This window comes from Vibrio bivalvicida, assembly GCF_001399455.2.
Classification (GTDB): domain Bacteria; phylum Pseudomonadota; class Gammaproteobacteria; order Enterobacterales; family Vibrionaceae; genus Vibrio; species Vibrio bivalvicida.
In genome coordinates this window covers 180,831-193,979 of the sequence record NZ_LLEI02000053.1, presented here as the reverse complement: position 1 = coordinate 193,979, position 13,149 = coordinate 180,831, and the positions used below count along the sequence as shown (strand labels likewise).

Here is a 13,149-nt window from a genome sequence, read left to right as displayed (position 1 = left end):
CACTATTTAAAGCTAATCAGTTCAGTTCTTTGACCCATTTTGCTCATATTTCTCAAACAGATAGTTTGCAGTCGACTACATCCGAGTCATAATTACTCTATTGTCTATAAGACCACTTAAACAGTTTCGGAGAGTGTACTGTGCACATTAGCCCCAATGATACGAACCAATATCGTTATCTTACCTTAGCTAACGGAGTCAGGGTTTTATTGATTCACGATCAAGGTGCGCAAAAATCAGCAGCAGCCCTCGCGGTCAATGTGGGTCACTTCGACGACCCATCCGATAGAGAAGGTCTCGCCCATTATTTAGAACATATGTTGTTTTTGGGCACAGAAAAATACCCCAAAGTCGGAGAATTTCAAAGCTATATTAATCAGCATGGCGGCAGTAATAATGCGTGGACAGGTACCGAACACACCTGCTTCTTCTTCGATGTAACACCCAATGCATTCGAGTCAAGCCTAGATCGCTTCAGTCAGTTTTTTACCGCCCCACTTTTCAACCCCGAAGCATTAGACAAAGAACGCCTAGCTGTTGAGTCTGAATACAAACTTAAACTCAATGATGATTCAAGAAGGCTCTATCAAGTCCATAAAGAAATTGTCAATCCCGCTCATCCCTTTAGTAAGTTTTCTGTTGGCAACTTAGAAACATTAGAGGATCGTAACGGTGAGTCGATCAGAGAGGAAATTATTGCCTTCCACTACGAGCAGTATTCTGCCGATTTAATGACGTTGGCTGTGACTGGCCCTCAGGATCTAGATGAACTTGAAACAATGTGTCATGAAAAGTTCTCAGCGATCCCAAATCATCAATTAGCCGGAAAGTGCATTACAACGCCATTTACTGATCAGTATTCAACCTCGATTTTGGTCAAAGTAGAACCCGTAAAGGAGATCCGAAAACTGATTCTTACCTTTCCTATGCCAAGCATGGATCAGTACTACCAAAGCAAACCTCTGTCTTACTTTGCCCACTTGTTAGGTTATGAAGGTAGCGGCAGTTTAATGCTAACACTCAAAGACAAAGACTGGATCACCTCTCTATCTGCTGGCGGTGGCACCAGTGGCAGCAACTATCGTGAATTTACCGTTAGCTGCGCGTTAACTCCGCTTGGCCTCGATCACATTGATGATATTACCCAGGCTGTCTTTAGCTATATCTCTTTGATTAGCGAGAAGGGGCTAGATGAGTGGCGATACGCAGAAAAGCAAGCGGTCTTGGAGTCAGCATTTCGTTTTCAAGAGCCCACTCGTTCACTCGATTTAGTCAGCCATTTAGTTATTAATATGCAGCATTATCAAGAAGAGGATGTTGTTTATGGTGATTTCATGATGAATCACTATGACGAGTCCGTCCTAAAATCTTTGTTGCAATATTTCACTCCGGCCAATCTCCGTACAACACTTATCGCACATGGGTATGAATACACCAAAGCGGCTAAATGGTATTTCACACCTTATTCTGTAAGTGCATTAGCCCATGAGCAAATAGAACATTACTTACGTCCTAGCCCATTGGTCTTTGAACTGCCCGAAAAGAATCCTTTTATCTGCTATGACTTAGACCCAAAGGAATTAGAGATTTCTCACTCTGTACCACAAGTATTAGAAGAGTTACCAGGCTTTAAACTTTGGCACTTGCAAGACGATGAATTTCGCGTCCCAAAAGGCGTGGTTTATATCGCCATTGATAGCCCTCATGCCGTAGCCAACCCACGCAATATTGTTAAGACTCGCCTCTGCGTCGAGATGTTTCTAGACAGCCTCGCTGCTGATACTTATCAAGCAGAAATCGCAGGGATGGGTTACAACATGTATGCTCATCAAGGGGGAGTAACGTTAACCATCTCAGGCTTTAGTCAAAAACAGCCAGAACTGATGAAGCAGATCTTAACTCGCTTCGCCCAACGTGAGTTCAGTAGCCAGAGATTTAATACCATCAAACAGCAATTACTAAGAAATTGGCGTAATTCAGCTCAAGATCGTCCAATTTCACAGCTTTTCAATGCACTTACTGGGATTTTACAACCAAACAACCCACCTTACTCAGTATTGGTGGAAGCACTGGAATCAATCGAAGTCGATGAGTTGGCAAGTTTTGTCGAAGCCATACTAGCTGAGTTGCATGTTGAAATGTTTGTCTACGGAGATTGGACTCGAGCCGACGCCCTTGCTCTCGGTCACACCTTAAAAGATGCACTTAGAGTGCAAAACCAACAGTATGAAGAAGCACTACGCCCACTGGTTATGTTAGGTAAAAATGGCTCGTTCCAACGCGAAGTGTTCTGCGATCAAGAAGACTCAGCGACGGTACTCTACTATCAATGTGACGACACTAGTCCAAAAAGTATCGCCCTATATTCATTAGCCAACCACCTAATGTCAGCCACCTTTTTCCATGAGATTCGTACTAAGCAGCAGCTTGGCTATATGGTAGGTACAGGCAACTTACCACTAAATCGACACCCAGGTATTGCGTTGTATGTGCAATCTCCCAACGCTGCTCCGATTGACTTGATCAGCTCAATAGATGAATTCCTCAACGCATTCTATATGGTGCTATTAGAGCTAAACGAGTACCAATGGCATAGCAGTAAACGGGGATTATGGAATCAGATCTCAACCCCTGATACCACCTTACGCGGCCGCGCTCAGCGACTGTGGGTTGCTATTGGCAATAAAGATACGGATTTCAATCAGAAAGAGGTGGTTTTGGAGGAGCTCAAAACCTTAACCCGCACAGATATGATTCGCTTCGTGGTCAATGAACTCAAACCACGCACAGCGAATCGACTCATAATGCACACTCAGGGTAACGCGCATCATGAATCAGAGACGCTTAACCTAGGTATGGAAATAGGCTCAATTGAAGAGTTCCAATTAAGACCACAAGATATTGAGTTAGGCTAGCCTGCCTGCTCAGATTCAACAATGTTCTTCAATGAATGGGGGTGAAGCTTAATGCACACCCTTTGCCATTTAAATGCAACCGTTGGGTTGTTCAAACGCTCACCTTCCCCTTTCGGGCTTGATAGCTTGGTTTTGATCCCAAGATCTGACAGTCGCTCCCACTGAGCCGCGAAATCAGGAAATTGCTTCTTTAGATCTGCGAGGTAATCATCTGCGGTTTGCGCAGTTGAAGGAACAACAAACTCGACATGCTCCCAATCCTGCTCTGGGTAGATTTTCCCATGCGCTGGGTAAGGCAGTTCCAAGCACTCAATATCCCAGCCATGGCTATTCAAAGCTTGCTCAAACAGAATTACGATGATTGGGCGGCCATTAATCTGAGCATTCGAAATGACCTTCCCTTCTTTTTGCCACTCTTGATGCGCTAATTTCGCCAGTTCAGCATCATTGATACGCAAAGCGATATGATCAGCCTGAAATGGCTTGAGATTAATATGCAAAGTATCGCTTAAACCTTGAATTTTATGCATAAATTCATCAAGGTTTGTTTTCATCTGAGAAGGCATTAATTCAGCGTTGAACAGCGGTTGTGACATTTTTTCGTACCCAATGCGTTGATTTTTCCCCAATACTAACAAGATCGCCAGGAAAAGTAGAAAATTTCCCAGTTAACTCCCTATAAGCGAAGCAATAAAGTTGCTATTATGTGCGCCAAATTTATGAACTAGATCGAGATATGCATTCATTCCACTTGTTGGATATTATTCACGGCTCCTGTCGATGAACCAGCCGAGTGATAACGAATGCATAGCTAACCAATTCCCAAGAATTGAAGGAAGCGCGTGTGAATATCCAAGCACTTATTAATGACAAAGTTTCTCAGGCTTTAGAAGCCGCTGGCGCACCTGCAGGCAGCCCTGCAGCCGTTCGTCAATCTGCAAAACCTCAGTTTGGTGATTACCAAGCAAATGGCGTTATGGGCGTTGCAAAAAAACTAGGGACTAACCCACGCGAATTCGCGCAAAAAGTATTGGATGTTCTAGACCTAGAAGGTATCGCGAGTAAAACAGAAATCGCAGGCCCTGGTTTTATCAACATTTTCCTAAGCGAAGAGTTCCTAGCGAAACAGGCTGATGTAGCCCTAGCAGACACTCGTTTAGGCGTTGCAGCAGAAGAGCAGAAAACGATTGTTGCTGACTACTCTGCACCAAACGTTGCTAAAGAAATGCACGTCGGTCACCTACGTTCAACTATCATCGGTGATGCTGTTGTTCGTACACTAGAGTTCCTTGGTCATAAAGTTGTTCGTGCTAACCACATCGGCGACTGGGGTACTCAGTTCGGTATGCTTATCGCCAACCTTGAGCGCGTACAGAAGGAGTCTGGTGAAGTTTCAATGGAACTTTCAGACCTTGAAGCCTTCTACCGCGAATCTAAAAAGCTATACGACGAAGACGAAGAGTTCGCTGCAAGAGCACGTAACTACGTTGTAAAACTTCAGAGCGGTGACGAATACTGCGCTGAAATGTGGAAAAAGCTTGTTGATGTTACTATGGTTCAAAACCAGCGTAACTACGACCGCCTAAACGTATCTCTAACTCGTGCTGACGTAATGGGTGAAAGCATGTACAACGACATGCTACCTGGCATTGTTGCTGACCTTAAGCAGCAAGGCCTAGCGCAAGAAGATGACGGCGCTCAAGTTGTGTTCCTAGACGAGTACAAGAACAAAGACGGCGAAGCGATGGGTGTTATCATCCAGAAGCGTGATGGCGGCTTCCTATACACCACCACTGATATCGCTTGTGCTAAGTACCGTTACGAAACACTCGGTGCAGATCGCGTACTTTACTTTATTGACTCTCGTCAGCATCAACACCTAATGCAAGCTTGGACTATCGTTCGTAAAGCAGGCTATGTGCCAGAAGAAGTTTCTTTAGAGCACCACGCTTTCGGTATGATGCTAGGCAAAGATGGTCGTCCATTTAAGACTCGCGCAGGTGGCACGGTTCGTCTTGCCGATCTTTTAGATGAAGCTGAAGAGCGCGCAATTAAACTGATTGAGTCTAAGAACGCTGACCTTGATTCTGAAGAGAAAGCCAACATCGCGAAAACTGTTGCTATGGCAGCGGTTAAGTACGCAGACCTATCTAAGCACCGTACCACTGACTACGTGTTTGATTGGGACAACATGCTAGCATTTGAAGGTAACACTGCACCTTACATGCAATACGCCTTTACTCGTGTTTCTTCTATCTTCGCTAAAGCGGGTATCTCTATGGACGAGCTATCTGGTGAGATCAAAGTAACTGAAGACAAAGAGAAAGCACTGATTGCTAAACTTCTTCAATTTGAAGAAGCGGTTCAATCTGTTGCTCGTGAAGGTCAACCGCATATCATGTGTAGCTACCTATTCGAACTTGCAGGTCAATTCTCAAGCTTCTACGAAGCATGCCCAATCCTAAGCAGTGAAGATGAGTCTGTGAAGCAAAGCCGCTTGAAGCTAGCAGCACTTACTGCAAAAACAATCAAGCAAGGTCTCTCTTTGCTTGGTATCGATACGCTAGAGCGTATGTAAGAACTAGAGAGCTAGAGAGCTAGAGAGCTAGAGAGCTAGAGAGCTAGAGAGCTAGAGAGCTAGAATGAAGGTTGGTGCGAGAGCGTCAACCTTTTGTTTTATTTGGCGTATACTAGGCACAATCGGATAAAAATGGATTACGACTATGAGTTTTGAACTGCATCCTCAACTCGCTAAAGATACCACTGTGATTGGTCAATTCCCTTTATGCGTTGCCCTACTGCATAAAGACACCGCTGTGCCTTGGGTTATTTTAGTGCCTAAACGAAACAACTTAAAAGAGTTGCATCACTTACCAATGAAAGAGCAACAGCAATTCTTGCTTGAATCACAAGCGGTAAGCCAAGCGTTAGAAGCGACATTCCAACCTGATAAGCTAAATCTTGGCGCACTCGGCAATATGGTTCCTCAGCTTCATATTCATCATATCGCTCGTTTTAAAGATGACGTGGCCTGGCCTGGCCCTGTCTGGGGTAATACCGAAGGTAAGTTCCGCAGCGATGATGAGCAAGGTAGACTTCTAAACCGAATTAAGAATGTCCTTTCTTTAAGCTCGATATTTACTGCCGCATAGATTCTAAGCCTACTAATAAAACGTCGGACATAAAAAAAGCCGTTCTTCTATCAAGAACGGCTTTTTAACATTAGTCTCCGATTACATGGTGACATTCAGAGCTAAAGCGTCATCATTGACTTTTGCGTATCTAATCCGAGTGACATTTTTTGAAGAGTTAGTATCAACAAACCTTGAGATCTTGCCCTTTTTAATCCACACAGACAGCATTGCGTCTACCCCATCCTCGCTCATCGCAAACTTCTTCGCTAACTCACGACGAGAAATACCAGCACTTTGCTCGATACACAGCTTTAGATCAGAAAGAATCATGCAACTTGTACCTCTAGCGTTTGATTTTGTTTGGTACCGACAGATTTAAGCACTCTGTATGTCGCAAAGCTCACCAACAAAATACCAGCAATCCACGCCGAACTTGACGCAGGGTGATCAGTAAAGTGCGTCACTTGGTAGTATAAGGCTGCGCTTCCGTATGCCAGCCCCATAGTCCATACCGCGATAAAGCGTGCGTATTTCTGACCAAATTCACGCACATAGGCCCCCATAGCGGCCACACAAGGCGTGTACAGCAATATAAAGATTAGGTAGGCAAATGCCGCATTGCTGGAAGCAAAATATCCTTTTAGGTTACCAAAGATTGAAGCATCAACTTCTTGCTCTTCTGCTACCGCTTGGCTGTCAGAAAGATCGCCCACTTCAATACCAAGTGGATCGGAATAACTAAGCCCTGCTAGATTGTCTGGAATAGACATCACCGCCTCTTCTAGACTTCCCATCAGATCGTACTCGCCGCCTTCCTCTTCACTTGGTGCGTACAAACTATTCAATGTACCCACTACGGCTTCTTTCGCAAAAATACCAGTGATAATACCTACTGTTGCAGGCCAGTTGTCTTCTTGGATACCAATAGGAGCAAAGACAGGCGTCACGATTTGTGATGCTTTTGATAACACTGAGTTTTCGCTGTCTTGGTTGCCAAATGAACCATCTGTACCTACAGAGTTTAGGAAGCTAAGAATAGTAACAACAACCACGATCGTTTTACCCGCCCCTAAAACAAAGCGCTTTAATTTCTGCCATGTTTTAATCACGATATTACGAATCGTCGGTAGTTCATAGTCCGGCATTTCCATCACCAAGCTATCACTTGAACCTGGGTAAAGTGTCTTCTTAAGTACCAAACCAGTGAACACTGCGGCAACAATACCTAGCAGGTAAAGTGAGAATACAATGTTCTGACCACTTTGAGGGAAGAATGCAGCAGCGAACAAAGCATAAACGGGTAAACGAGCACCACATGACATAAATGGCGCCATCGAGGCCGCTAATTTGCGTTCACGCTCCTGATCGAGTGTGCGGGTGGCCATAATAGAAGGTACGTTACAACCAAAGCCTAACACTAGCGGAACGAACGCTTTTCCTGGTAAGCCAATTTTTTGCATGACCTTGTCCAATACAAACGCAGCGCGAGACATATAGCCCGAGCTTTCTAGTAATGCTAAGAATAGGTATAGACATGCAATGACGGGAATAAATGTCGCAACAGTTTGGATACCGCCACCGACACCATCAGCTAACAGTGTCACCAGCCAAACAGGAAGGTGATCGTCTAACAAGTAGTGACCGCCATCAACCAGCAGAGCACCAACACCAATATCGAAAAAGTCGATAAAGGCACTGCCAATGTTGATCGAGAACATAAACATCAAATACATTACAACAAAGAAAAACGGTACACCCACCCATTTGTTTAGGATGATAGCGTCAACCTTCTCTGTGAAGCTGTGACTGAGTTTACCTTCTGAGCGGCGTACCTTCTTACACTGTTCGTGCAAAAACGTATATTTGACATCAGCGACAAGCAAATCAACGTCTAGCTCTACATTGCGTTGTGCAGCTAGCGCCATTGTACGTGGCTGTTGAGATAGAGAGTTCAGTACCAACACATCATTTTCAAGTGCGCGAATCGCCAAAGCACGCTTAGCAACCTCTGAATGATCTGCAAATAGTGGCTGTACTTGTTCAATTGCTGATTCAAATTCTTGACCATAATTAAGGCGCAGTTCATCCAGTGCAACACCTTGTACAAGCGTTTTATGTAAACGCTCTTTAAATGCCTGAACTTGAGAATTGTTGTTGGCCGAGATAGCCATAACTGGGCAACCAAGCACTTTTTCCAAAGCTTTAATATCGATGGTTTGGCGTTCACGTTTTAGGGCATCCATCTTGTTGAGTACAACAACCATAGGACGACCAAGTTCACGCAACTGCAACGTCATATAGAGACTACGCTCAAGACAAGTCGCATCGACTACGTTGATGATCAAATCAGCAGGATGAGTCAGCACAGCCCTAGAAGCGATAGACTCATCGATACTGTTTCCATCATTGCCGCTGTCTAAAGCGTAAATACCTGGCAGATCGGTAAGTAAAAAGTCGTCGCTAGAATGTGAGTACTTACCTGTTTTTTTCTCGACGGTAACGCCCGCCCAGTTACCTACCTGTTGCTTGGCACCAGTGAGTCCGTTAAAAAGCGTTGTTTTACCGCTATTTGGATTACCTACCGTAAGAATCTTGTATTCCATCAGTTTGCCTCCACTGTAATTGCATCAGCAATATTGACACGTACTGCTAGCGAAACCCCGCGAACTTCTACTTGGAGTGGGTCTCCCATCGGTGCTTTTCGAATTAATGTGACAGGTGTTTGCGGCAGAAGCCCCATAACCATCAATTTTTTACGCACATCCGTAGAGAGCTCAGAAAGCCCAGTGATGGTCGCACCTTGTCCCTGTTGTAGTTGTGAGAGTTTCATTATCATACCAGTTATTTGTAATGAGAAATATTTTCATTTGTGCTTACAATTCTATCTTCAATTGTTTTAACAGATCTTGCCTGAAATCAATGTTTTCATGTTTCGAGAAAATCGGGGTCAGTAACTGGTTACTAAAAGAAGCGATATATAAGTGGAGTATGAGCGTAAAGATGGGGTGATGTGATATAGGCAGATATTGAAGCAACAGCTCTTGCGATTACTAGCACAATTGGTAGAGATATCGCTCCACAGGCCCTGCTCTAAAAACGTCAAAACAATACTCGTCAATTTCGTCAAAAAAGACTTATCCAGTTATCAGCTCGACCCAACAATCACTCAACTGAATATCAAGCAAACAAATTAGTTCAAATAAAACATATACTTAATTAAGTGTCGCTTTTCTTATGTCACCTTGGCGTTAATTTTATAAGTAAAAAAAGTCCACCTCGCTATAGTTAATCACGTCAAGAGGGAACGCCCTTAAGACGACATTAAAATTCCAGAGGTGACGCATCAGCGTCACTCCGGCAGCAAGCGAAGGTGTCATTGACACCCGTGGTATAGTCTCCCCGACTATACCACGACATTTTTTTCTTATCCTTAACACCACATCCACGTACAACGTAGTACTAACCCAGTGATTTATATCAATAGTCGACACACAGTTTGTAGTGAAGTATGGCTATCCGCGCATTCTTAAAGTTGCAATGACGTGGCTCTCAGAGATAGTGCTGAATTAAGCATTCAAGGCCTATCAGAGAACAGAGATTGATATAACTTAGGAAACAAAGGATGGATTGCAGTTCATACGATCGCTAATAATCGCCTTGTTGTTCAACAAACTGCGTCGGTGACATACCAAAGCGATGTCTAAACCTTTGGCTAAAGTAAGATGGATCATTGAAGCCACATTCAAAGGCAACGTCCGACACCTTCTCTCCGGCCAGCAAGCGTCGGCAAGCATTATCTAAGCGCACTTCAGTCAAATACTCAGTAAAAGTTTTCTCTACCGACGATTTAAATCGTCGCTGTAGACTACGCTCAGAAACGTAAAGCATCTTGGCTGCAGATGAAGTACCAAAGTCAGGATCTGTGTAGTTCAATTCAACCACTTTCACCACTCTTGAAAGCCAAGGATCATCTTGCACTAAGTCAGCCCCATCTTCCTCATCTAACATTACAACAGGGCTACGTTCAAATGACACACTTTCTTGCCAACTAATCTCCAGTAAATTTCTCTCATCTGAACTGAACACACTCATCTCGCCACCACTTTGTGCAACGAGCTCATGCAAGTTTTCCGAGGAGCTAGCGCTAGCTGTACTTGCGTCAAAGGCATCGCCTTGATCGAGCATAGAAAACGTAACTTTACCTTCTGCTTGGGTAAGTTGAATTACAACGGTTTGATTGCGGTAACAACGACGTAGAATGCCGTCAAACACCAGGTTGAAGATCTCATCAAGATTAAAATCAGTCAGGCATATATGTAGCTCTGTGTCCGATTCAAAAGTGACATTGACTCCCACTTTAGCCAACTCATCTTTCCAGCTACTGATAACCGAATGCAATATCATGGTTAGATTAAAAACGGGTAACGCTTGTCCATTGGTAGACCTTACATTGACCAACATCTCTAACTCTCGTTGTACATAGTCAACTAGCTGTTCCGGGGCGAGTTCTTTAGAGCCCACGACTTTGAGCCGTTCTTTTAGACCACTGATAGACTGGCTGTAGATCAACCAACGTACTTGAAGCTGTTTACGTAACTGGTTGTTATTACCTAGCAACACTCTACTTTGATGACGTAACTGGTTGGTTTTTAGTGCCACTTGAGCCTTAAGCACACGGTTTGACTTTGCCATCAACCGAGAGCGCCAATAAACAATGATCGCGATAATGATCAGAATCGCCAATATATAAATGGCAAAAGCGACATGGCTTAAAAACCAAGGTTCTGTCACCACAAAATGGTAGCTATTGCTGTCACCTTTTACTCGATTGTGTCTTATTGGACGCACCTCAAGCTGATACTCTCCTGGCATAAGGTGTTCTATGGTCAATGTGCTCCCCTCTAATACTTGCCACTCGCTGCTTTGGTTTAGTCGATACTCAAGATTAATGTTGCTTGAACTGGGAAGAAAACCAAACTGGAAGAAAATCGACTCGCCATAACCAATCTCTGGAGTCTGCTTTAGTGTATTGGCTAATGAAAATAGCTTTTGGTTATGTTTTATCTGGCTAAATATTACCCGTGTATCAGGTAAGCGACTCACAACAAGCTGCTGAGTGTTGACTTTAACCAAGCTACTTTTTGCTCCCAACAGAATTGTTCGTTCACTGTCACTCCCAAAGCTGCATACACCAGAAAGAAACTCGTTACTAATCACCCCGAAAGGCTCTCCATAGTGCTGACTAAGTGCACCGTTTGATGAGTAACGTGATAGCCCTGTGGACGAAGTCAACCAGATACCATCTTGGTTTTTGATTAAGCATTTTGGCGTCACGTGCCCATCGACCATATCGATCGGCTCAACTCTATTTTTATCAAGGTCTAGACGATACAATCCATAACGACTTGCCACCCAAAGCTCTTGTTCTGAAACTTGCGCAGTATCGATGACTTCACCATAGGGAATACTCTCTCCAACAAAGCTAATTTGCCCGTCCTGCACCATGTACATACCATGTTCTGTCCCCAACATCACATAGTCTTGAGAAGTCACATGCATATGCGTTAACTGAGCGGGTAAATACTTGTCGATCATCCAATCAGAACCGTACTGAGTCAGTTTGCGACTACCGGGTTGGTAACTCCAAAGCTCAGTCTCACTCGCCCCCCACAACATTTGATGGTGATCGAACTCAATAAATCTAACCTTGGTCGTTTTCAGAAAGTTTGGTAGGTCATCATCGATCACTTCCCCAGTATCTGCATTCACACACACGACTCCATCATCAGTCGCTAACCACAGTACACCGTCGCGTTCTTCCAGGTCATAAACATTCCCTCTATATAGTTGCTGACGTGACGCCAAATTGAGTAAGTTAAGGCGAAAGACTCCTTTGTTGGTCAGCAACCAGTATCCGTCTTGCCCTTTACTTCGATAGATCTCGAGTGTTTTCTCCCCGCGACTAAGGAGCGACATAGCTTCATTGGAGTAGCGGGTGAATTTATGCGAATAGAGTGAGAAGTACCTCACCCCTCGATCTGTTGCAACCCAAATACCACCTGTATTGTCATTAAGTAACGAATAGATCTTTTCCCCAGCAAGACTGTTTCCAGCACCAATCCCATGTTCAAATTTCTGAGTTTCTCCTGTCAAAAAGGTATAAACGTATAAGCCTTTTTCTGTTCCAATCCAGTACTCTTGGCTTGTTTCTGTGATACTTAAAACATGACTACCCGAAATGGTTCTTATCGGTTTCTGAGGCTTTTGGATATTAAAAATCAGTGCCCCGTTCAAAGAGCCAACAATCAACTCTCGACGTTTTTCAGAAAAATAGAGTTTCTCAACATAATTTTTCCCGGAGCTTGGAACGTGTTCAAACTGCTCACCATCAGATAAGTACACCCCCGCATTCGTCGCTACTACCCATTTAGATAGAATGAATTTGGCATCATTAATCGTAATTTGCGACGATTGATTATATTGATACAGCACCATTAAAGAGAAGGTTTGAAATTCTCCGGTATCGATATGATAAGTATAAAAATTCCTTTCATCTGACACCCAAATATAACGCTTCGATGAACCAATTCTTAAAATCTCGGTTCCGGGCGTTAGACTAAACACCAACTCTTTTTCTTGATTAGGAACAGTGCGGTAGATTTCGTTTTGGAAGAATGACCAGAATGCATTGTCTAGAAAAGCGATATGTGAGGCTTCGTGATCAAGTGCAGAGCCTTTCTCAGGAAGAATATGTTGACCATCAAAAAAAAGGACTTGGTCTCGCACATCTTGAAACCAAATGCCGCCATCATCAGCCAAGAATAACTGCTTCGCCGCGAAAATTTTTCCTTGCGCTAAGGTTGGCAAAGGGTAAAACAACTTAGGCGAAGTATTTGCAGCTAAAGATACTCCGGTATGTAGGAGCAAAAGAAGCAACATTATAAACTTATTCAAGATAATCCGATCCCTAGCAGCAAATGAAAGTTACCAATCGTGCGCGATTCTGAACCTTGGCAGGCTCTATTGTTATTTTGTGGTAATAATTATCTAGTAAATAGCGGGATTAACAAGTAAGGAAGAGAATTAGTTGACGACTTTTT

Annotated in this window: 8 protein-coding genes; 3 read left to right on the top strand and 5 right to left on the bottom strand. The window is 43.7% G+C overall.

Annotated features, from left to right (window positions below):
• The first annotated feature begins 140 nt into the window (after nt 1–140).
• Nucleotides 141–2,915 carry an insulinase family protein gene (locus APB76_RS17500; RefSeq protein WP_049846704.1) on the top strand — a complete coding sequence of 925 codons (2,775 nt, stop codon included), beginning with the start codon at nt 141–143 and terminating at the stop codon, nt 2,913–2,915.
• Here the strand turns inward: APB76_RS17500 and APB76_RS17495 are convergent.
• Nucleotides 2,912–3,511: a VOC family protein gene (locus tag APB76_RS17495; RefSeq protein WP_054961333.1), complete on the bottom strand. Its 600-nt coding sequence runs from the start codon at nt 3,509–3,511 to the stop codon at nt 2,912–2,914. The two genes, APB76_RS17500 and APB76_RS17495, sit on opposite strands and share 4 nt — an antisense overlap.
• A 248-nt stretch (nt 3,512–3,759) precedes the next feature.
• Between APB76_RS17495 and argS the strand changes: the two genes are divergently transcribed.
• A complete protein-coding gene (gene argS, locus APB76_RS17490) occupies nt 3,760–5,493 on the top strand; it encodes an arginine--tRNA ligase (protein WP_054961332.1) in 1,734 nt (577 codons plus the stop codon).
• A gap of 145 nt (nt 5,494–5,638) precedes the next feature.
• Complete coding sequence (locus APB76_RS17485) at nt 5,639–6,067, top strand: HIT family protein (RefSeq protein ID WP_054961331.1); 429 nt, start codon at nt 5,639–5,641, stop codon at nt 6,065–6,067.
• 81 nt (nt 6,068–6,148) lie between these two features.
• On the opposite strand, the gene APB76_RS17480 is transcribed toward APB76_RS17485, so the two are convergent.
• From APB76_RS17480 to APB76_RS17465, 4 genes are all read right to left on the bottom strand, one after another.
• Nucleotides 6,149–6,379: a FeoC-like transcriptional regulator gene (locus tag APB76_RS17480; RefSeq protein ID WP_049846700.1), complete on the bottom strand. Its 231-nt coding sequence runs from the start codon at nt 6,377–6,379 to the stop codon at nt 6,149–6,151.
• Nucleotides 6,376–8,652 (bottom strand): Fe(2+) transporter permease subunit FeoB, encoded by a 2,277-nt coding sequence (gene feoB, locus APB76_RS17475; protein WP_054961330.1) that lies wholly within the window; start codon nt 8,650–8,652, stop codon nt 6,376–6,378. Before feoB ends, APB76_RS17480 begins: the two co-directional genes overlap by 4 nt.
• Nucleotides 8,652–8,879: a FeoA family protein gene (locus APB76_RS17470; protein WP_049846698.1), complete on the bottom strand. Its 228-nt coding sequence runs from the start codon at nt 8,877–8,879 to the stop codon at nt 8,652–8,654. The genes feoB and APB76_RS17470 overlap by 1 nt, the downstream gene beginning before the upstream one ends.
• Nucleotides 8,880–9,694: 815 nt before the next feature.
• On the bottom strand, nt 9,695–12,988 hold the full coding sequence (locus tag APB76_RS17465; protein ID WP_054961329.1) for an AraC family transcriptional regulator: 3,294 nt from the start codon (nt 12,986–12,988) through the stop codon (nt 9,695–9,697).
• Nucleotides 12,989–13,149 lie beyond the last annotated feature (161 nt).